Consider the following 22,881-nt stretch of genomic DNA (forward strand, 5'->3'; position numbering starts at 1 on the left):
CTTTGGACTTTATATTTTTGTGCATAAACAAAGAAACGTATGACTTTTTTCCAGTTCGTGTTTTCCAAAGCATTTTTGAAGCAATTGCTTTTGGCTATAGTAGCATTACTAGTTTTGGGATTTTTGATTTTATGGTGGTTACGCTACAGTACTAATCACAATGAAAAAATAGAAGTACCCAATTTGGCGAAATTTTCTTTAGACAAAGTCGAGGAGAAGTTGGATGAAATGGATCTTCGCTATGAAATTTTAGATTCTGCAAATTACAATCCCGAATACCCCAGATATTCTGTGATTGAGCAAATTCCAAAACCGGGCAAATTTGTAAAGGAAGATAGAAAGCTTTACTTAACCTTAAATCCGTCTGGCTACCGAAAAATTGAGGTGCCGGATGTTTTAGGCCGTACACGCCGCCAAGCGGAGCCAACACTTTTAGCAATGGGCTTTAAAATTGGTAAAATAAGTTACCGTCCGCACATAAGCGATAATGTTTTAGAAATGCGTTACAAAGGCGACAAGCTCGATCCTGGTACACCGCTTCAAAAGACTTCGGTAATAGATTTAATTGTGGGCGACGAGTCACAAAATAGAATACAAACAGAAGACGACCCCTTAGAAGATAACCTAGAGGCTCCCACTAATAATGAAGAAGACAACAATGACGAATTTTAAAGAAGAAGAAGTAGAGGATACTGACGGTAATGATGAACTTTATGAACATTTTCGCTTTACAGCAGATAAAGGACAAGGTGCACTTAGGGTAGACAAATACCTGATGAACCTTATTGAAAAGGCTACTCGAAATAAAATACAAAAGGCCGCCGTTGCCGGAAATATACACGTTAATGGCGTAGCTGTAAAAAGCAATTACAAAGTAAAAGGAAATGATGTGGTTACGGTGCTTTTTGAGCATCCACCGTATGAGTTTTTATTGGTGCCCGAAAATATTCCGATTGATATTGTTTATGAAGATGATGCCGTACTTGTAGTGAACAAAGAGCCGGGAATGGTTGTGCATCCTGGCCACGGTAATTACAGCGGAACATTAATAAATGCGTTAACCTATCACTTCGAAAATCTTCCAAATAACAGTAGTAATCGTCCGGGTCTTGTTCACAGAATAGATAAAGACACTAGCGGTTTATTAGTAGTTGCGAAGACAGAGGAAGCAATGACGCATCTCGCCAAACAGTTTTTCGACAAAAGCACGGAGCGCGAATACGTAGCTATAGTTTGGGGAAATGTAGAAGAGGAAGAAGGAACCGTTGAGGGCAATATTGGACGTCACCCCAAAAACCGTTTACAAAATACCGTTTATGAAAACGATGTTGAGGAAAAAGGAAAACCTGCGGTTACTCACTATAAAATTATAGAGCGTTTAGGCTATGTAACTTTGGTTTCTTGCCGTTTAGAAACCGGCCGCACGCACCAAATCCGTGTGCATATGAAATACATAGGTCACACACTTTTCAACGATGAGCGTTACGGTGGTGAGAGAATTTTAAAAGGAACAACTTTTTCTAAGTACAAGCAGTTTGTAGATAACTGTTTTAAAGTATTGCCGCGTCAAGCTTTGCACGCGCGCACTTTAGGTTTTGTACACCCTGTTACAAATAAATTTATGCGTTTTGAGAGCCCTATTCCAGAAGATATGGAGGCTTGTATTGAAAAATGGCGAAAGTATTCGCAGCACGTTATTGAGTAGCATTAGCTATTTCTTTTTTTCCAAATTTTTGGGTCTCGGCTGGTGTGTAGAGCCGCTATTACCCGTATTTCTGAAGGATATATTTTATAGAATATTCCAATGGGGAAAGTTTTTAGATATACTATATGTACATCTTCAATTCTTTTTTGGAAGGCCTCTGGATAATGCTTAATATGAAAAATACAATCCTCAGTTTCCTGAAGAAATTTTGCTGCAATTGATTGATTTATTTCTTGATAATAAAGCATGATTTCTCGCAGATCCTTTTGAGCTATTCGGCGAAATGATAAATTATTCATTTCTTTTCTGCAAATTGGCTTTTACTTCCTCCCAGGATAAGCCAGGTTCTTTTGCTTCATCAGCTTCTTTAATGCGCTCATCAAGTAACTTTTTATGCGCATCGCTTAGTGAATAATTCTCGGGTTGGTCTTTTTCACGCATCATCAAATACAGCTGAAATTCCTCAATTGTTTTAAAATGGGTTTTATCCAAGTTCAGTTCTTCTTCAATGTGGATTGTGGTCATGGCAAAGTGGTTTTATTCAAATATAAGAAATTTTAAAATGTAGTTTTTATTAAAAAATAAGTCCCTTTTCCAAACAAAGGAAAAGGGACTTATGGTTTTAAAATAATTTAAATCTATCTAATTCTTCACCCACTTGGCAGTAAATGTATTCTTCCCGTCAGAAATGGAAACGAAATATAAGCCGCCTTTTAGATGTTTCAGGTTATAACTAGAATTTGTTTCTAAGTTTTTTTCTTCCGAAAACACCACTTTTCCGTCAACGCTATAAATTCTCACCTTTGCATTTTGAATTGCTGCAGGAATTTTAAAAGTCAACATTCCTTCCGAAGGATTCGGATAAATGTTAATCATGGAAATTGCATTAAAGTCTGTTACACCAGCAATAGCTTCTAATTCTACCAAACCATCACGAGTGTTGTTGCCTTTATATCCATTTCGCTTAATACTATCTGGGTTATAAGGAACGTTAAGATTATATACGTTTACGAAAGTAGAATCAACGCCGGCACCAAAAGTGAGAGTGTAACTATTTGCCGTTAAATCTAAAAGGCCATCATCATCCACATCGCCTAAAACGGCACCGTTTAAAAATGTAAAACCTCTTGTGCGTAGCGGGAAGCCATCAATTTCGCCACTACCGTCCATTGGATAGGCGTGTATATATCCAAAACCATTCGCGTCAGTCATGATGCTTGGAAAGATTAAATCTAATTCCCCATCATTATTCACATCTGCTATGGAAATTACACCTTCAGTTCCGCCGTATTTTTCAATTGGAAAGTTGGGTAAGTTATTGCCATTTGGATCAAGCCCGTAAAGAACAGGAAGTTCTTCACCTTGGGTGCTGCTAGTAATTCTGTCTGACATAAATATTTCAAATGTACCGTCATTATCCACATCCCAAACTGTAGAAGGAGAATAGGTCCACCCATTTGTAGCAATAGGCCAGCCAGCTTTGTAGGAGCCATCGTGCTCCATTACGTAAAAACCTGGGGCGTTGCCGTGATTACTTCCTATAATTTCTAAATCGCCATCACCGTCAAGATCTGCAAGCATTGGGGATTGGTAGGAGTAATTTACGTTCGCATCGAAGACCGGAAAACCAGGGAATACTTGCCCTTGGTTATCAAAAATGTACATTCCTGCTGAAGATGCAGCAATAACCACATCTGGGCTACCGTCATTATCAACATCTCCAATTGAAGGTGTGAAAGCAGGGGTAGCCAGAACTTCTACTGGCCAATTGGCATTAATGGGTGTGCCGTCCATTTTAATGGCGTGTACAAAGCCTTGTGCGCTTGCCACTCGCTCGCCAGTAACAATATCGAGTACGCCATCGCCATCCACATCTGCAATGGCTGGAGCGTTAATCATCCAGTGGTCTGCAAAATTTAATGGCCATCCAGGAAGATCGTTTCCTAAGGGATCCATTAGATAAACGCGGCCAGCATTTGGAACGCCGCCTGTGTTTAGAATTATTTCAAGTGTGCCATCACCATCCAAATCGGCTACTGATGGAGGGAGTAGAATAGTTCCACTCACAGATTTTTCCCATAGTACAGATCCATCTCCACTTAAGGCGTATAGCTTGTTCCAAATTCCGTATAGTATTTCGTCTACACCATCGTTGTTAATATCTGCCAAGGTAGTACCGCGACTGTTTTTTAGGTTTGGATGTGCAGGCTCACCGAAGCGCCAAATGCGGTCAAAAACTTGTGTGTTTTCATTATTGTAGTTTTCTGGCAGGATAACAGTTTCAACGGAAATAGTTCCGTCTTCATTTAAGCTAGCTTTTTTACCCTGTTGCTGGGCAGTAGCAGTGCCAATTATTCCTAAGAATAATAGGGAAAGTAGTGTAGTTGTTTTTTTCATTTGGTTTTTTTGAAGTTAATTTTTATAAAGCTATTAATAAATGTTGGGTTTACAAAGAGTGAAATTGAATTGCAATTACTTTTGGCTGACTATGAGTTTCTTTCGCTTATAAAAATTTGGTAGTCCTCTACGGGGAAAATGGCGATGAAGGTTTAAATTTTTATTATAATTAAAGTTTACGAATCGGAGGGAGGGGGAAGGGGTTTTGGCTTTATTACTGGTCGCCGCCGCTTCTGCTGAGACGGATTGGGAACCTTTTTAGAAGTTATTTTTTAATAAGTTTTTTATATTTTTTGGATATATATATATAGTGCTTTATAAACAACAGTCTGTGACTTTTGTCTTTAAATTTATACCCTAACCGTCTTTTCTATGAAACATCTACTACTCACCCTAACCTTGCTTACCTCTTTTTTTGCCAGTGCGCAAATAGTAAACATACCCGATGCCAATTTTAAAAATGCACTGCTGAATTATAATCCACCTATTGATACCAATGGGGATGGGGAGATACAGGTTAGTGAGGCGGTGGGAATAACTTTATTAGATGTACAAAATAAAGATATACAGGAACTTACGGGGATTGAAGCTTTTATCGGATTAGAAGAATTGTATTGTGGGGGGAATCAATTGACAGGATTAGATGTTTCACAAAATGTAGATTTACTAACTTTAAGTTGTGCTAATAATTCAATTGCGGAACTTGACCTCTCAGAAAATGTTCTTCTTGAGCAACTTACTTGTTTTAATAATCAAATAACACAATTGGATTTATCACAAAATATAAACCTATTACAGTTAAGTTGCGAAAGAAATCCTTTAAATTTTATAGATGTAACACAATGCCCTAGTCTTAATTTACTTTATTGTTATGAAGCTAATCTAAGTGCTCTGGATGTAAGTCAAAATACCCAATTAGAGTATTTGGCTTGTTATAGAAATAGCATATCAAGTTTGGACGTGAGTCAGCATCCAAACATATCTATATTAGCCTGCTATGATAATGATATTGAATCATTAGATGTTACATCAATTACAAATCTCCAAACTTTATGGGCAGATAAAAATAATATTACAAATATCGATGTTTCACAGAATTCTAATTTATCAACGTTTCATATTTCAAATAATCCTATTTCCAATATTGATGTTTCTTCAAACATAGCGTTAAGAGATATTAAATTCTCTAATTCCTTAATTCAAGAAATAGATTTGAGCAATAATGTTAATTTATGTAAAGTAGAAGGGTTAAATAATTTGAACTTAAGGTATGTAAATCTTAAAAATGGCAACAACGAAGTTTTTGGTGGAAATTGTTCAATCCCAACCTTATCATTACAAAACAATCCCAACCTCCAATTTATCTGCGTAGAAGATGCCCAATACGCCGCAGCAAATTTTACAGACATTCCACCATTGGCAACCTTTGTTGAGGATTGCTCAATCGCTAACGGCGACCTAAACAATATAACTGGCACTGTAAAATACGACGATGAAAACAACGGCTGTGATGGTGGCGATGCGGGAGTTGGTGGTTTGCTTGTAAACACTACTGATGGAACAAACAACTTTGCCACCACAACTATAAACTCTGGCGACTATAATCTTAACGTTGCAGAGAATACGTATACCACAACAGTTTTGGGGCTTTCGCCTTATTTTTCATTAAGTCCGGCGCAAGCGGTTGATACGTTTGTTGGCTTTAACCAAACAGAGATAGCAGATTTTTGTATTGCACCTGCAACTACGGCCAATGACCTTGCCGTTACGATTGTGCCATTAAATGCTGCCCGCCCTGGTTTTGAAGCTCGTTATAAACTGGTTTATGAAAATATAGGCACAACCCAACTTAGTGGCAATGTGGAGTTGGATTTTGATGGGGCGTTGGTGACTTTTGTAGAAGCAACCCCAACGGAAACTTCCGTAAACGGAAATACTATTTTTTGGGATTACAGCAACCTAAACCCTTTTGAAACCCGAACTATTGAAGTGATTTTTGATGTAGCGCAACCCCCGATAGTTGAAGAAGGAGATGTGCTAGCATTTATAGCAAGAGTAAACCCAATGAGTGGCGATGCCGCTCCGGATGATAATGTTTTTAACCTAAACCAAATAGTGGTAAACAGTTTTGATCCCAACGATAAGCAAGTTTTGGAAGGCTATCAAGTGCTCATTGACGATGCGGATGAATATTTGCATTATGTAGTGCGATTTCAGAATATGGGAACTGCAAGTGCCATAAATGTTCGGGTTCAGGATGCGCTTGATGAAAAACTGGATTGGACAACACTGAAAGTTTTGGACGAAAGCCACGCTATGGAAACGCAGCTTGTAAATGGAACAATTGATTTTATTTTTGACGATATCAATTTGCCAACGGCAACTTCAGATCCCGAGGGAAGCCAAGGTTTTGTGGCTTTTAAGGTAAAACCACTTCCTTCTATTCAATTAGACGATGTAGTGGCAAATGCTGCGGATATATACTTTGATTTTAATGCGGCGATTGTAACCAATACTGTTTACACAAAGTTTGTTGATGAATTGGGCGTTTCTGAATTTGAGACTTTAAAGATTGTTGCATATCCAAATCCCACAAATAATATTCTTAATATTCAAGCTGAGGGTTCTATTTCTTCAATTAAAATAATGAACATGCTTGGGCAGACTTTGCTTACTTCCAAAGGGAGCAGTAATCGTGAACAAGTAGATATTTCTGGGATAAGTGCTGGAAATTATTTTGTTCGGGTTGTTGTTGGAGATGAGAGCCGAGTTTTACGGGTTGTGAAAAAGTAACACACTCGTAACCCTGAAACGTACAACTCTCCATTTCGCGGTATAGAACACTTTCCTATTAAACTAGCTTCTCTTAACAAAAAGTTAAATTTCAAATATTTTCACTCTTTTTAGAATTCTAAAAGCAGTAAAAGTGGAGAATCCGTCTATATTTACCGACCGATAAATAGAACCTTATTAAGGCGTTTATTTTTCACATTTGTTAATAATCAAAACTTCTTTTTCTAATGAAAAAATTAATTATTTGTTTCCTACTTGCTGCTTTCGTTCTGCCTGTTCAGGCCAACGAAGGTATGTGGTTTTTAATGCACATTGAACGCTTAAACTACCGCGATATGCAAAAAATGGGCCTTCAACTTACGCCCGAAGAAATTTATAGTATCAACAATGCAAGTCTGAAAGATGCTATTGTACAGTTTAACCGAGGATGTACTGCCGAAATTATTTCAGATAGTGGTTTGGTGCTTACCAACCATCACTGTGGGTACAGCCAAATAGCTGAACTTTCCACCGCCGAAAATGATTATTTAACCAACGGATTTTGGGCAGGGAATAAAAGCGAGGAATTGAAACCGAAAAGTCTTTCCGTGCGTTTCTTTGTTAGAATGGACGATGTTTCAAAACGTATTTTGGCCTTGGTGAATGATAAAATGACCGAAGCTGAACGCGAAGCAACGATAAACAAAGAGATTGCTAAGATTGAACAAGAAAATAACGAAGGCGGAAAATATACTGTTTCGGTAAAATCTTTTTACCAAGGCAATGAGTTTTACTACTTTGTTTACCAAGATTATAACGATGTGCGTTTGGTAGGAACACCTCCTGCGAGCATTGGAAAATTCGGTGGCGATACAGACAACTGGGAATGGCCAAGACATACTGGCGATTTTTCGCTTTTTAGAGTGTATGCAGATAAGGACGGAAACCCTGCTGAATATTCAGAAGACAATGTGCCTTTAAAGCCAAAACAACACTTAACCACAAGTATAAAAGGTTTCGAAGAAAATGACTTCGCTATGATTATGGGTTATCCAGGTAGAACAAACCGTTGGATGCCTGCAGGCGGAATTGAGCAAAATGTTGAGTATGCGTATCCAGCTTGGGTGGAGGCTTCAAAAACGTCTATGGATGTAATGAAAACATACATGAACAAAGATCAGCAAGTAAATCTTGATTATGCTTCTAGCTATGCGTCTACTGCCAACTATTGGAAAAACCGCCAAGGAATGATTGATGCGTTAAAGCAACATAAAACTTCTGAAAGCAAACGTAAAGATGAAAAAGCTTTTCAGAAATGGGCAGACAAAAAGGACAATAAAAAGTTTGCCGAAGTGATGCCCGTAATTAATAATTATTATGAAAAGACCAATGAAGTTAGTCGCCACAATAATTATATAGGCTTGTTGCTTAGAACTAAAATGGCTACGCTTCCATATCGATTGGGCAACGCTCTTGATTATTATTTGCAACAAAACGAAGCCAAACAGGCAGAAGTTAAACCTAAGTTAGATGCCGAAATAAATGATCTTTATGAGGGACTTTACCTTCCTTTAGAAAAAGATGTTTTAGCAGCACAATTAAAATTATACTCTACCAAAGCGCAAAACATAGCGCCAATGGTTGCTAGTGTTGCCGAAGCAAATAATAAAAGTGATTCGGGTTGGAATGATTATGTGAATACCGCATTTGCGAATAGCATTTTTGAAACTAAAGAAAAATTGGAAGCTTTTATGGCTAACCCAGATACTGAAGTTTTAAAGAACGATCCGTTATTTCAACTTTCTACAGATTTATTGACTCGTTACCGTTTCAAAACAGAAGAGGAAAAGCAATTGGAAAGCGATTATGAGCGTGCTTACAGAATGTTAGTTGAAGGTATGCGTCTTCAAAATCCAGACGAAAAATACTATCCGGATGCAAATAGCACACTACGATTAACCTACGGAAAAGTAATTTCTTTGCCGGCAGATAAGCGTAACGATGCTAACAAAAATTATTACACAACCTTAAAAGGAACTGTTGCAAAATATCAACCCGGCGATGCTGAATTTGATATGCCAAAAGAACTTATTGATCTTTATGAGAAGAAGGATTTTGGTCAATATGCAGATAAAGACGGCTATTTGCCAGTGAACTTTCTAACAGATAACGACATTACTGGTGGTAACTCAGGTTCACCTGTATTGAACGCAAAAGGAGAGTTAATTGGTTTAGCTTTTGATGGAAACATTGAAGCAATGGCAGGCGATGTTATTTTTGACGATCAGCTGCAACGTACCATTAATGTTGATATACGTTACGTACTTTTCTTAATAGATAAATTCGCTGGAGCAAGTCATATAATTGATGAGTTAACTTTATCGAAATAATTTTTTAGTAGCTTAAAAGCTATTGTATTAAAAAACCACGAATCCATTCAATTGGATTCGTGGTTTTTTTGTGCGGTAGGTTGATGAAAAAAAAAATTTACTTCGGCGTTGCAACGGGCAAGCGTCAGAGCTAAAAGTTTTGTTTCATATTAATACAATGAAAGACCAACGCCAAAAGTTGTTTGTTTATGGTTGTAGTCTATCAAGCTTTCACCGTAACCTGTAAAAACTTGCGCGTGAATTTTTAAGTTTCTAACAACTCGGTACGAGTAGTCCAATCTTGCACTTCCATGACTATTATTGCCTTTTCTTAGGGAATGTCGGGTTGCTAATTCAAAATCGTGTTTACCTAAAGTATAATTCAAGTTAAGTTCTGCACGCCCCATAAATTCATCAATATCAGGGTTGTCGTCGTTTTCTTCATCTTCAGGCAGGCGAACCCAAGGTCTAAAAACAATTTGTAGTTTTTCAATTTCCCATCCCGCTTGAAAGATAATCCGGTTCCAACTTCGGCTTAAAGGATTGGAGCGGCCGTTGCTCTGGTGGTTTAAACCCATTCCAACAAAAACACCTTCTAAGCTTCCAATTCTGTATGGTGTTCCAAATATTATAAAAACTTCTGGTTGATAGTTGGTTTCTCTAAAAGGTCTAGATAGCTCATTATTGTACAATTGCCAACGCGAACTTTGTGTATAAGCTCCCCAAATGTCGCCACCTATTTCGTCACCAAAAACGTCTTGAAGCATTTTGGTTTTAAAACTTATTTGAAAAACCAATTCGGTTGCATTGTAAGCAATGGGCTCAGGAACTACATTATTAGGATTAGCACTGGCAGGAGCTGTATTTACATCAGTACTATAATTTGTAAAAAGAATATAAAGCGGTTTATACGAGTGTAGCTTAAGATCTACTTTTTTGGACCGAAAAATTGAATCTAGCTGCCAATTTTCTGTGAGGGACAGATATTTTTCTGCATCTTGAGCAAAAGAATGGAAAGAACACAATATTAAAATTGTAAAGAAAAAGTGCTGGGAATACTTCATTAAGATATTTTAGATTGTAAAGATATATTCTGAAATATAAATGAAATGCAAATGCATATTTTTATATTAAACAATTATTTTAGCCTCTTGAAAAATATACCTTTTCGGAAATAGAATTTTCTTAATACTTAAATATCAATTTATAATGGCATCAGGAATTTTCGCAATATTAGATGATATAGCTGCATTGTTGGACGATGTTGCAATGATGAGCAAGGTAGCCGCTAAAAAGACGGCGGGAATCTTGGGCGACGACTTAGCTGTAAATGCAGAAAAGGCTTCTGGTTTTGCTTCCTCTCGCGAAATTCCGGTGTTGTGGGCAATTACAAAAGGTTCGTTTTTAAATAAACTTATTATCCTTCCCATTGCATTTTTACTCAGTGCTTTTTTGCCTTGGGCTGTGACGCTAATTTTAATATTGGGAGGTCTTTACTTAGCCTACGAAGGTGCAGAAAAAATATATGAATTCTTTTTTCCTCACGCGCATTCAAATGAATCTTTAGCAGAAGTAGGGCTTACCGAGAGCGAAATATTAGCAATTGAAAAAGAACGCGTAAAATCGGCTATTTTAACCGATTTTATCCTTTCCATAGAAATAGTCATCATTGCTTTAGGAACGGTGGTTGAAGAAACGCTAACTACACAAATTATGGTGGTGAGCATTATAGCAATTGTGGCAACAGTAGGCGTTTACGGTATTGTTGCGCTAATAGTGCGTATGGACGAAGCTGGCTTTAAATTGATAAAACGAAGTAAAGGTGAAAATAGCTTTTCTAAAAAGTTGGGAATGGTTTTAGTACAAGCCCTCCCGAAAGTTATTAAATCGCTAAGTATAATCGGGACCATCGCACTTATTTTGGTTGCAGGGGGAATTTTCGTGCATAATATTGATTTCTTTCACCATTTATTTCCTGCTATACCATCAATAATTACTGAGTTTGTTGTTGGCCTTTTGGTGGGTTTTGCCTGCTTGATTGTAGTTATGGGTTTCAAAAAAATATGGAAATTGGTTAAAGCCAAAAAATAACTTCAAATTACAAGCATATTTTTTTTAGTGATTTTGTAAACTTTATAGCTTGTTATTGGAGTCCAGAACAATTAATTCCAAAAAATCGCACAAATACTTTCAATTTTACGACATTTGAAACCCCATAATTTTCTAGATTGAAAAAAAGTATAGTAGCCATATCATTTCTCTTTGTATTGTTTGCTCCAGCGGTGACAATGTTCTTCTATCTCCACTTTCAAAAGGCGAGTATTAAGCGCGAAATAAAGTGGAAAATGATTGCTGGAATGGAACAAGATGAATTGGTTCTTTTAAAGTTTTCAAAAGAAGAAATTAATACTAAACTACGCTGGGAGCATTCAAAGGAATTTGAATACAACGGGCAGATGTACGACGTTGTTTCCAAAGAAATAAAGGGAGATTCCATTTATTACCGCTGCTGGTGGGATCACGACGAAACTGCCCTCAATAAGAAATTGCAAATACTCGTGGCAGATTCTTTTGACTCAAACAACGAGAATCGCGACAACCAAAAACAACTTTATAATTATTTTCACTCCTTTTTCTGCTCAGAACTTTTTGAGTGGCAAGCCGTTCCAACATTCGCTTTGTCTGCAATATATCAGGACAATTTATGTGTAAATAATTTCTTTTCAATACGTTTAAGTCCGCCCACACCTCCTCCACAACTAAGTTAACAACATTTATACATTTAGATTATTGTCGTTATTTCAGTATGGCGGCAACAATTGTTTATAGTGTTTAAAAGTAAACGCTTAAAAATTCAGATTCCGAGCAATTAAGCTTTGGACTCTGAACAATTTGCAATCTTTACTTTTTAAACTTCAGTTAATTTAAAACAAGCCAATTATAAAATGAAGAAATTATTTACCCTGTGGTTATTGGTGGGTTTTGTGGGAACCTCCCTAGCCCAAACCATAACCATTAAAGATGCCGAAAGCAGTGAGCCAATAGAGCTGGTTACGCTTAGTAGCACTCATGCTAAAATTTATGCCACCACAAATTCAAAAGGGCAAGCAGACATCACCGCTTTTAAAAATGCCGAAAAAATTGAAATACGCACAATGGGTTATAAAACTGTGATAAAAAGTTATGACCAACTACAAACCGAAGGGTTCACTATACTTTTAGAGATTTCTAATTTAAGTCTTGATGAGGTTGTTATTTCTGGTTCGCGCTGGAGGCAAAGCAGCGACGATGTACCTTCAAAAATAATCTCTATTTCAGCAAAGGACATTGCGCTACAGAATCCGCAGACCGCGGCAGATCTTTTAAGTTCTTCCGGGAAAGTATTTGTTCAGAAAAGTCAGCAGGGTGGTGGAAGCCCCATGATTCGTGGCTTTGCAACGAGCAGATTACTTTACTCTGTTGATGGCGTTCGAATGAACACCGCCATTTTTCGATCTGGAAACCTTCAAAATGTTATTAGTTTAGATCCTTTCGCAATGGAGGGAGCCGAAGTGCTATTTGGTCCGGGTTCGGTAATTTATGGTAGTGATGCCATTGGTGGCGTAATGAGTTTTCAAACTTTAACTCCACGACTTTCATTAACGGATTCTCCTTTAGTAACGGGAAAAGCAAATTTGCGCTATTCATCTGCAAACAATGAAAAGACGGGGCATTTTGATGTGAATTTAGGTTTTAAAAAGTGGGCATTTGTAACCAGTATTTCATCTTGGGATTATGATAATTTGCGTCAGGGAAGCCATGGCCCGGACGATTATTTAAAGGATTATTATGTGCAACGACAGGATAGTACTGATGTTGTGATTACGCAGGAAGATAAGTTGCTCCAAATTCCGACGGCATATTCACAAATTAATATGATGCAGAAAGTCCGTTTTCATCCTAGCGAAGCTTGGGATTTTCAATATGGTTTTCATTATTCTGAAACCTCACCCTATGGAAGATACGACAGACACTTACGAGTTCGCGATGAATTGCCGCGTTATGCAGAATGGGACTACGGTCCTCAAATTTGGATGATGAATAATCTAAACATTAACCATACTGCAAACAATGCTGTTTTCGACCAAATGAGCATTCGCTTGGCACACCAATGGTTTGAGGAGAGTAGAATTGATCGAACTTTTAACAAAACCGAACGCAATTCGCAAGCGGAAGAAGTGAGTGCATATTCTGCCAATTTGGATTTTATAAAAGAGACAGGTGAAAGAAACACCCTTTTTTACGGACTTGAATATGTGTTGAATGATGTAAAGTCTACAGGTTTATTGACAGATGTTTCAACAGGTATTTCGGAAGCGGGCCCGGCACGTTATCCTGCGTCCAAATGGCAATCTATTGCGGCTTATGTTACCGATGAGTTTAAGGTTACAGATAATTTCACCTTAAGTGGTGGAGCGCGTTACAATTATATTTTGTTGGATTCTGAATTTGACACTACGTTTTATCCATTTCCTTTTACTGAAGCCAACTTAAACAATGGCGCACTCACAGGCAGCATAGGTGGCGTTTATCGTCCCAACAATACTTGGGTGATAAGCTCCAATTTGGGTTCGGCTTTTAGAGCGCCTAACGTTGATGATGTGGGGAAAGTTTTTGATTCGGAACCTGGAAGTGTTGTAATTCCCAATCCAGATTTAAAACCCGAATACGCTTACAATGCAGATTTAAGTATTGCAAAAGTTTTTGGTGATATTCTAAAAGTAGATGTTACGGGTTATTACACTTCTTTGAAAGATGCATTAGTACGTAGAGATTTTAAGCTGAACGGTCAAGATAGCATCGTGTATCAGGGAGAATTAAGCCAGGTGCAAGCAATTCAAAATGCTGCCGTTGCCCATGTTTATGGTTTACAGGCAGGCGTTGAGGTGAAATTGCCAAAAGGATTTGGTTTTTCTACCGATGTTAATTTTCAAAAAGGAGAAGAAGAATTGGATAATGGTGAAACAAGTACATCTCGCCATGCTGCGCCATTTTTTGCAGTTTCCCGTTTGAATTATAAGGCGAAGAAGCTAAGTATGGAAGTGAATGTAAACTATCAAGGCCAATATGATTTTGACGAGCTTCCTGATGAAGAAAGAGGCAAAACAGAAATATATGCGCTCGATGAAAACGGAAATCCGTATGCTCCGTCTTGGTACACGCTTAACTTTAAAGCGCTATACAAATTAACAGATACTTTTGATGTAAGCGGTGGTATTGAAAATCTAACAGACCAACGTTACCGTCCATATAGCTCTGGTCTTTCAGGCGCTGGCAGGAATTTTATTCTTGCATTGACGGCGCATTTTTAATTTTCAACATAGTATGTTGAAATAAAGTTGAGCAAGTTTTAGATTCACGTAAAATGTGTAGCTAATTATGCTTTTTTATGAAATATACTTGAGGTTGTGAATAAAATGTATGCAAAATAAAAAGTTAATCATTACCTAATAAGCCACTTAAACAAGCAAATCTTGCTTATATTTGAATCAAGCCTATTTGGCTTAATTCTCCCCACTTAATTTGAAAGAACCCACTCCAGTTTTGGAGTGGGTTCTTAGTTTTTCGGAAATAGTGGGGCAAAAAGGAAAGGGCCGGTCAGTAATAACTTAACACGAACCCTTTCACTCATCAACTAACTATACAATCCAAAGAATAGTTAAACACGCGACTTGCGTTTTTTCATTTTTTTATCTTCTAGTTTTTTCAATATTTTTTCCTGCTTTAATGCTTTTGCATCTTTAGCGGAAGTTCTAAGATTATTTCCTTTTGCCATGATATAATTTTTAAAAATTAGAAACATAACATCCAGTTTTCCTTTTCAGAATAAATAGTTAGGGCGAGTTTTAAACACCATAAATTATGGAGTATAATGGGCGGATGTAATTTTAGTGAAAAAGAAAAATGTTGCGGCACACTCGCGGGTGCGCCTTAATTCGGGAAGATGATTTTCAGTTTAAAAAAGTAGAAAAATAACGGTTTCCGCAGACCTGTTTGGTTACAAATGCTCTTAGTAAATTGAATTAAGCAGGGCATAGCGGAAACGTTAATAATTTGAAGTAAGCATATTCAATTTTATGCAGGAAAACAAATTAAAAACGGTTATACGGTAACTCTCGGGATTTTGCTGTAGTAGGGAATCCCAACAAATTGGAAGATAGTTTTTACCATTTCATTTTTTCTACAAAACAGTATAATTTCTTTATTGTTTTCACGCGCTTTTTTACTGGTCATATATAGCATATAAGCACCTGCGGCGTCAAACTTTTCTAATAGATCTAAATCTATAATTAAAGAGGAGGTTTTATCGAGGGCAGTTTCAATTTTGAATTGAACTTCGGAGAGATTACCGCTGTATAATTTCCCCTCTAAACTCAAAAAACGATTAGTTAAAAAACTATGCAATTTCATACTAAGTGATTTAAAATTAACGATCACATAGGTTTGCGTAGGAATTTGAGGGCAAATTTAACTTGGGGATAAATTTTAGTAACTGTGAATTTACAGAATAATAGCTGATTATAAGCCCTTTAACTGTGCGAATATGACTACTAATGGCATGACTTATCAACAAATTCATTTTTTTTAAAGTAAATAACAACATTAAACTGTTAACTGTCAATCCACTTCTTTTTAATAGTTTTGCAGCTTTTAAAAAAGGATTTAAGACTTAAGACAGAGCAAAGCCTTTAAAAATGACTTAAGACGTAGCAATGAAAAAAAAGCGTGCTGATCATTTTGAAAAGTGTCATTCGTCCTACGTCTTAAAGTCCTACGTCATAAAAAACAACACATTAATATATGATTTCAATAGATAATTTAGCGGTTGAATTTAGTGGAGATACGCTTTTTAGTGATGTTACTTTCGTTGTAAACGAAAACGACAAAATAGCCCTAATGGGTAAAAATGGCGCCGGAAAAAGTACGATGATGAAGATAATTGCCGGCGAACAAAAAGCTACGCGTGGCCATGTGCGTGCGCCAAAAGATGCGGTTATTGCATACTTGCCGCAGCATTTGCTTACAGATGATAGCTGCACCGTTTTTGAGGAAGCCTCGAAAGCGTTTAAACAGATTTTTGAAATGAGGGACGAAATGGATCGCCTCAATAAAGAATTGGAAACCCGAACCGATTATGAAAGTGATGCGTATATGAACATCATCACCAAAGTGGCAGAAGTAGGCGAAAAGTATTATGCACTCGAAGAAATAAATTACGAAGCCGAAGTAGAAAAAGCACTTCGCGGACTTGGTTTTAAAAGAAGCGATTTGCACCGTCCAACTTCCGAATTTAGTGGCGGATGGCGTATGCGAATTGAATTGGCAAAATTGCTACTTCAAAAGCCGGATTTAATTTTGCTGGATGAGCCTACTAATCACGTAGATATTGAATCTGTAATCTGGTTGGAAGATTTTTTGCTGAATAAAGCAAAAGCCGTAATCGTTATTTCGCACGACAGAAAATTTATCGATAACATTACAAACCGCACCATTGAAGTAACAATGGGAAGGATTTACGATTACAAAGCTAATTACAGTCACTATTTGCAATTACGCGCCGATAGAAGATCGCACCAAATAAAAGCGTACGAAGAACAACAAAAATTTATTGCAGATACCCAACAATTTATAGATCGTTTTAAAGGCACTTATTCTAAAACCAATCAAGTGAATTCTCGCGAAAAGATGCTTGAAAAGTTACAGGTAATTGAAATTGATGAAATAGATACTTCAGCTTTAGCACTTCGTTTTCCGCCTTCACAACGCAGTGGCGATTATCCGGTTGTTGCGGAAGGACTCACTAAAAAGTACGGCGATTTGGTGGTTTTTAAGGATGCCAATATGAGTATTTCTCGCGGTGAAAAAGTGAGTTTTGTGGGTAGAAATGGCGAAGGAAAATCTACAATGATAAAAGCCATTATGGGCGAAATAGATTTTGAGGGAACTTGCGCTTTAGGCCACAACACCAAGGTGGGTTATTTTGCGCAAAATCAAGCGGCACTTTTAGATAAAGAACTCACCGTTTTTCAGACCGTAGATGAGGTTGCCAAAGGTGAAATTAGAAACCAGATAAAAAACATTCTCGGACGTTTTATGTTTAGCGGCGACGATATTGACAAAAAAGTGGGTCTGCTTTCCGGGGGAGAAAAAACGCGTTTGGCTATGGTAAAACTATTACTGGAACCCGTAAACGTTTTAATTCTCGATGAGCCTACAAACCATTTAGATTTAAAATCGAAAGATGTGCTAAAAGAGGCATTGCTTCAGTTTGATGGCACCTTGATACTTGTTTCCCACGACCGCGATTTCTTGCAGGGGCTTTCTGAAAAAGTATTCGAATTTAAAGACAAACGCGTTATTGAACACTTTGAAAGTATAGACGATTTTCTTCAACGAAATAGAATTGAAAATTTGAAAGATATTGACTTGAAGGTTTAGATGTATTAATTAGAAAACTAAAACATAGAAATAATTGATAATTTAAAATTTCGTAATTTCGCAACTCAAAAAAAAGTTATTCCTTTCAATCTTTATGGTTTGCATTTATTCTCTAAGACTTTGAAATAATGAAGCATTGAGATTATGTTACCTATATTTAACGCAGGTGTTTTTTTAATTGATGTACGGTAAAATGAAAAGAGAGGAAAAAATTTCCCGAATGGTTAGTGACAAGGATCTGGACATATATGAGAGAAATCTCAACGAAAGTGAACTTAATTTCGGAACACTTAAAATTCATCGCCTAACACGTTTATATACTTTCATTAGTCAAATAAACCGAGCAATCGCTCATTCTTCTGACGAACAAGAATTTCTTAAAAAAGCCTGCAACATTGCCATTGAAGCAGGGAATTTCAAAGTTGCTTGGATTGGAATGATAGATTCAACTACTGGGCAAATAAACCTTGTTGAGCAAGCCGGTTTAAATCCCGATGCTACTGTAAGTTCCACAGATGCATTTTTTCAATATAAAGATTCACAAAGTCAGGCGTTGCATACTGGCAAAACCTTTGTTTGTAATTCTGACGAATGTAAGTTACAAATACCAGATTATAGTGCTGCAGCCGCTAAAATGGATTCCGGTTCATATATAGTATTGCCATTAAAAAAACTGGGTGCTGTAATAGGCACATTTAATTTATATGCATCTGAATTAAATTTTTTCACAACGGAAGAAATTCAACTTCTAGAGGAAGCAACAGCAGATCTTTCGAATGCGCTGGATATTTTAGAAAGGCTGAGAATAAAGAAGATAAGGGTAGAAGCTTTGCAGACAACGGAGGCAAATCTACAAGCCATTGTTAATAGTACTTCAGAAGGATTTATTTTAACGGATACAAAAGGTGTTATTATTGAATTTAATAATAATGCTAAAAATACTATTTATAACATTTCAAAGGAAACGTTAAGCGCGGGAAAAAACTCCTTCGATTTCCTGCCAAATTCTCGCAAGCAGGCCTACAGATCGTATTTCGCAAAAGTTTTGTCAGGTGAAACTGTGATTTTTGATAATGTTTATGGCGATTCGTGGTTTAATTTTACAATTTCTCCTGTTTATAATCTAGAAGCTATAACGGGGATTTGTCTTTCTTTCAAAGAATTTACAGAAAGAAAGATTGCCGAAAATAACCTCAGAAATACTTCGGTTGAGTTGAAAAAAACACTTTCTGAACTCAATAAAATATTACATTCTTCTTTAGACCTTATTTGTACAATCAATGCAGATGGCGAGTTTGTTAATGTAAATAAGGCGTCGCAAAATGTTCTAGGTTATAGCCCTGAAGAACTAATAGGTTTAAAATTTATAAATTTTGTTTACGATAAGGATGTCGATGTCACGTATAATGTATTTAAAAATATTTTTAACGCCATTAATACCCCTGGTTTTGAAAATAGATATTTGCACAAAAGCGGTAGAGTAGTCCCGCTGTTATGGTCTGTTAATTATGATGAAGAACATGGGTTAATGTATTGCGTAGCAAAGGATGTAACAGAAAAAAAGAAATTTGAGAAAATCATTGAAAATGAGAGGGACCAGTTTTACAATATTTTCTTAAAAGCACCCTCAGCAATTGGTATGTTAAAAGGCGTAAACCATGTTTTTGAAATGGTTAACCCCAATTATTTACAGTTGACAGGCAAAATAGATGTGATAGGGAAAAACATTGCAGATGTGTTTCCAGAAATAATTGAGCAAGGATTTATTGACATGTTAGACCATGTTTATCAGACCGGCGAATCGCACACTGGCGCTGAGATAATGATTAAAATAGATAAAGAAGGAAATGGTAAAATTACCGAACTATATATAGACTTCGTTTTCCAAGCCTATAGAAATACTGAGGGTAATATAGAAGGTGTTTTCTTTTTTATAAACGATACTACCGAACAAGTGGTGTCGAGGAAAAATATTGAAAAAAGCGAGAATAAATACCGTCAAATTCTAGAAACTGCGCAGGAGGGTATATGGCTGCTCGACGAATATAGTAGAACAACTTTTGTAAACAAAAAGATGTGCGAGATTCTTGAATACACGGAAGAAGAAATGCTAGGTAAGGAGAATTTTCATTTTATGAATGAGGAAGGAAAGGTTAATGCTTTGATTGCCTTGGAGCGAAGGAAACAGGGAATAGCTGAAAATCTTGAATATACCTTTATATCTAAAAACGGAAAAAATGTTCTCACTAAAATGTCTGCCAATCCTATTTTTGACGATGAGGCAATTTTTAGAGGGTCACTGGGAATGGTTTCAGATATTACTGAAAAGAAACATTTAGAAGACCTTTTAGAAAAGTCGAACAGGCTTGCGAGAATTGGAAGCTGGGAGATTGATGTTGCTGAAGGGACCGTATTTTGGTCGGATATAACAAAGGAAATTCGTGAAGCAGAACCTGATTTTATCCCAGATCTTTCAACAGGCATGGGTCTTTTTACTGAGGGCGAACATAATAAAATTATAACGCAGCGTGTACAGCAATGCATGGATCACGGAATTCCTTGGGACGAGGAACTACAATTCACCACTTTTAAGGGAAACCTGAAATGGGTACGTACCATTGGCGAAGCAGTTTTTACAAATGGAAAATGCAGCAAAATATACGGTAGTTTTCAGGATATTACTGAACATAAAAATGCAGCAGATAAAGTAATACGAAGCGAAGCGAAGTTAAATGTAGCACAACTTATAGCACAAGTAGGAAGTTGGGAACTGGATGTAGCTACCAATCAATATAGTTGGTCCGACGAGTTTTATAGAATCTTAGGAATAAGTGAAGATATAGAACCATCTCGCGATTCATTTTTGAAATTTATACATCCCGAAGATAGAGATCGTGCCACAAATACTATGAATGAAGCTATCGCCATGCAGGAAGATTCATCATTTCATTTTCGTTTTATTAGGCAAAATGGCGAATTGGGCTATGCATCCTCAGAATGGAAGTTTGAATTTGATAGCTCTGGAAACCCATTGTACGTTTATGGTATTATGAGAGACTTGACAAAAGAAAAAAAGGCAGAAAGTGAACGCCTTAAAATGATATCGGACATTATACAGCGCAATAAAGATCTTGAGCAATTTTCTTATATCATCTCGCACAACCTTCGTTCGCCGGTAGCAAATATTATTGGTATAACTGAAGAATTGAAAGACGAAGCCCATAGTGCAGAAGTAAAACTGATGCTGGGCGAAGCGCTAAGTTCTGATGCTAATCGACTTGAAAATGTAATTGCCGATCTTAACACTATTCTTCAAACAAAAACGGAAATTACTGAGCGCAAAGAAGAGGTTATACTCTCAGAGTTGGCGAACAATATCGAGCTGAGCATTAGCGATCTTATTCAGAAAGAAGAAGTAACGATTATAACAGATTTTTCTGCCGCAGATACTTTTAATACTATTAAAAGTTATATGCAGAGTATATTTTACAACCTTATTTCGAATAGTATTAAATATCGCCAGCCTGAGCTTATTCCAGTTATTGAAATAAGTTCGCACATAAGTAAAAATAAACTGTTCATAATTTTCAAAGACAATGGAATGGGTATTGACTTAGTGAAGGAAGGCGAACAAATATTTGGGCTCTACAAAAGATTTCATTCTGATACTGAAGGAAAGGGAATGGGCTTGTATATGGTTAAAACACAAGTAGAAACATTGGGCGGAAAAATTTCGGTAACCAGCGAGGTAAATAAAGGAGCTATATTTACAATTGAATTTGATTATAGAAAATAACATTTGCGTAGTGTTAAATGTTTAGTAAGCACTTGGGTGACTACTACAATTAAGTATATTTAGCTATATGAATGCCGATAGGCATAATACTAACCATTATTGAATGCGCTAATACCGTTGCGTGTTTAAAAAGTCAACGATGAAATTACCTGAACGTTTTATAGTGGTCGATGATGATCGAACCAGTAATATGATTTGCGAGTTTTCTTTGCGTAGATTTTCTCCCATTACAGAGATTAAAACTTTTGTGAGTCCTGAGGATGCCCTTCAATTTATAAAGGAAGATTATGTAGATACTACATTAAGTACCCCGACAATGCTTTTTCTTGATATCAATATGCCCGTTTTTACTGGTTGGGATTTTTTAGAGATTTTCAATAACTTTTCCCAGCACATACGGCAACAGTTTATTATTTATGTACTTACTTCTTCTATTGAGCAAAAAGACTTAGAAAAAGCTGATGCAATTCCGCACGTAAAAGATTTATTGTCTAAACCACTATCTACAAAAATGGTAAGCGGCCTTTTTGATGAAGCGTAGTATTTTCATAGCTGTCTCGCCGTCTATTTTAGTTACTTCAGTTTTGGTAATGTAAATTACTTTAGGCAATAACAAATTCAATTCCTTTACTCACTTCTTAAGCTTTCTGTTTACTCCTCAATTAGTTGAAGGTTTTCCAAAACCTATAGTCTTTGATTATAAACATTCAATAAGAAATCACTTTATTTAATGTAATTTTATAGTAATTCCAGCGACATTTTAACGATGAAAGACTCTTTATTAGACGACTTAAAAGGCGAAAATAATTTTGCTTTTGGCACTCTTTATAAAAACCACTTCGATACTGTAAAGTATTTCGTTCTGAAAAATAACGGCAGTACAGCAGATGCCGATGATGTTTTTCAAGATACAATGCTTGTTTTAGTTGAAAAGTTGCGGTTGGATAATTTTGTATTAACTGCTTCAATAAAAACCTACGTTGTGGCAATAAGTAAGAATATTTGGTTTAAAAAACTGAGAAATGCAGGTCGCGAAATTGCGTTCGAAAATATGCACGATAATACTCTTTTCGAAGAAATTAATCTTGATATAGAACGAGAAAAAACCTATGCAGATAAAATGAAAGGTTATATGTTGAAAATAACTGACCATTGCAGTAGATTAATTAACGATCTTTTTTACAACGGTAAAGAACTAGCCGAAATACAGACAGAATACGGTTATACCACAAGGCATAATGCCGTAAATCAAAAACATAAATGCATAAGCCAAATACGAAAAATCAAGGAGCAAGAAAGAGATTGAAAAAATAATTTAATGCAACGGGTGATATTATGAAGTTATTGGTATTAATAAGTATAAA

General features: G+C 36.6%; 16 protein-coding genes. 11 read left to right on the forward strand and 5 right to left on the reverse strand.

Annotation, left to right across the window (positions count from 1 at the left end):
* Window positions 1-39 precede the first annotated feature (39 nt).
* Both AC3RVF_RS09875 and AC3RVF_RS09880 read left to right on the forward strand, forming a co-directional pair.
* Window positions 40-672 (forward strand): PASTA domain-containing protein, encoded by a 633-nt coding sequence (locus AC3RVF_RS09875; protein ID WP_489693283.1) that lies wholly within the window; start codon window positions 40-42, stop codon window positions 670-672.
* Window positions 659-1,705 carry an RluA family pseudouridine synthase gene (locus tag AC3RVF_RS09880; protein WP_489691601.1) on the forward strand — a complete coding sequence of 349 codons (1,047 nt, stop codon included), beginning with the start codon at window positions 659-661 and terminating at the stop codon, window positions 1,703-1,705. Before AC3RVF_RS09875 ends, AC3RVF_RS09880 begins: the two co-directional genes overlap by 14 nt.
* 2 nt (window positions 1,706-1,707) lie before the next feature.
* Here the strand turns inward: AC3RVF_RS09880 and AC3RVF_RS09885 are convergent, their stop codons facing one another.
* The 3 genes from AC3RVF_RS09885 to AC3RVF_RS09895 form a co-directional block, all read right to left on the reverse strand.
* The gene (locus AC3RVF_RS09885; RefSeq protein ID WP_489693284.1) at window positions 1,708-2,004 is read right to left on the reverse strand and encodes a type II toxin-antitoxin system RelE/ParE family toxin; all 297 of its coding nucleotides are present in this window, start codon (window positions 2,002-2,004) and stop codon (window positions 1,708-1,710) included.
* Window positions 1,997-2,230 carry an addiction module protein gene (locus AC3RVF_RS09890; protein WP_489693285.1) on the reverse strand — a complete coding sequence of 78 codons (234 nt, stop codon included), beginning with the start codon at window positions 2,228-2,230 and terminating at the stop codon, window positions 1,997-1,999. Before AC3RVF_RS09890 ends, AC3RVF_RS09885 begins: the two co-directional genes overlap by 8 nt.
* 117 nt (window positions 2,231-2,347) lie before the next feature.
* Complete coding sequence (locus tag AC3RVF_RS09895; protein WP_489693286.1) at window positions 2,348-4,102, reverse strand: T9SS type A sorting domain-containing protein; 1,755 nt, start codon at window positions 4,100-4,102, stop codon at window positions 2,348-2,350.
* A gap of 372 nt (window positions 4,103-4,474) precedes the next feature.
* Between AC3RVF_RS09895 and AC3RVF_RS09900 the strand changes: the two genes are divergently transcribed.
* A complete protein-coding gene (locus AC3RVF_RS09900; protein ID WP_489693287.1) occupies window positions 4,475-6,895 on the forward strand; it encodes a DUF7619 domain-containing protein in 2,421 nt (806 codons plus the stop codon).
* Window positions 6,896-7,122: 227 nt separating this feature from the next.
* Complete coding sequence (locus tag AC3RVF_RS09905; protein ID WP_489693288.1) at window positions 7,123-9,264, forward strand: S46 family peptidase; 2,142 nt, start codon at window positions 7,123-7,125, stop codon at window positions 9,262-9,264.
* A gap of 149 nt (window positions 9,265-9,413) precedes the next feature.
* Here the strand turns inward: AC3RVF_RS09905 and AC3RVF_RS09910 are convergent, their stop codons facing one another.
* Window positions 9,414-10,307 (reverse strand): phospholipase A, encoded by an 894-nt coding sequence (locus AC3RVF_RS09910; RefSeq protein ID WP_489693289.1) that lies wholly within the window; start codon window positions 10,305-10,307, stop codon window positions 9,414-9,416.
* Between the two features lie 145 nt (window positions 10,308-10,452).
* Between AC3RVF_RS09910 and AC3RVF_RS09915 the strand changes: the two genes are divergently transcribed.
* From AC3RVF_RS09915 to AC3RVF_RS09925, 3 genes are all read left to right on the forward strand, one after another.
* On the forward strand, window positions 10,453-11,334 hold the full coding sequence (locus tag AC3RVF_RS09915) for a DUF808 domain-containing protein (protein ID WP_489693290.1): 882 nt from the start codon (window positions 10,453-10,455) through the stop codon (window positions 11,332-11,334).
* Window positions 11,335-11,471: 137 nt separating this feature from the next.
* Entirely contained in the window at window positions 11,472-12,011 is a 540-nt protein-coding gene (locus AC3RVF_RS09920; protein WP_489691484.1) for a hypothetical protein, read from the forward strand.
* A 177-nt stretch (window positions 12,012-12,188) separates the two neighbouring features.
* Window positions 12,189-14,594, forward strand: a complete 2,406-nt coding sequence (locus tag AC3RVF_RS09925) for a TonB-dependent receptor (RefSeq protein ID WP_489693291.1) — start codon at window positions 12,189-12,191, stop codon at window positions 14,592-14,594.
* Window positions 14,595-15,384: 790 nt separating this feature from the next.
* Here the strand turns inward: AC3RVF_RS09925 and AC3RVF_RS09930 are convergent.
* Window positions 15,385-15,693, reverse strand: coding sequence for an STAS domain-containing protein (locus tag AC3RVF_RS09930; protein ID WP_489691486.1), 309 nt, complete (start codon window positions 15,691-15,693; stop codon window positions 15,385-15,387).
* Between the two features lie 390 nt (window positions 15,694-16,083).
* Between AC3RVF_RS09930 and AC3RVF_RS09935 the strand changes: the two genes are divergently transcribed.
* The 4 genes from AC3RVF_RS09935 (at window position 16,084) to AC3RVF_RS09950 (ending at window position 22,823) form a co-directional block, all read left to right on the forward strand.
* Window positions 16,084-17,721, forward strand: a complete 1,638-nt coding sequence (locus tag AC3RVF_RS09935) for an ABC-F family ATP-binding cassette domain-containing protein (RefSeq protein WP_489691487.1) — start codon at window positions 16,084-16,086, stop codon at window positions 17,719-17,721.
* A gap of 193 nt (window positions 17,722-17,914) precedes the next feature.
* Window positions 17,915-21,517, forward strand: a complete 3,603-nt coding sequence (locus tag AC3RVF_RS09940; protein WP_489693292.1) for a PAS domain S-box protein — start codon at window positions 17,915-17,917, stop codon at window positions 21,515-21,517.
* Between the two features lie 139 nt (window positions 21,518-21,656).
* Window positions 21,657-22,058, forward strand: a complete 402-nt coding sequence (locus AC3RVF_RS09945) for a response regulator (RefSeq protein ID WP_489691489.1) — start codon at window positions 21,657-21,659, stop codon at window positions 22,056-22,058.
* Window positions 22,059-22,283: 225 nt separating this feature from the next.
* Window positions 22,284-22,823, forward strand: coding sequence for an RNA polymerase sigma factor (locus AC3RVF_RS09950; RefSeq protein ID WP_489691490.1), 540 nt, complete (start codon window positions 22,284-22,286; stop codon window positions 22,821-22,823).
* Window positions 22,824-22,881: the final 58 nt, after the last annotated feature.

It is taken from the genome of Aequorivita sp. IT1183, assembly GCF_058068265.1.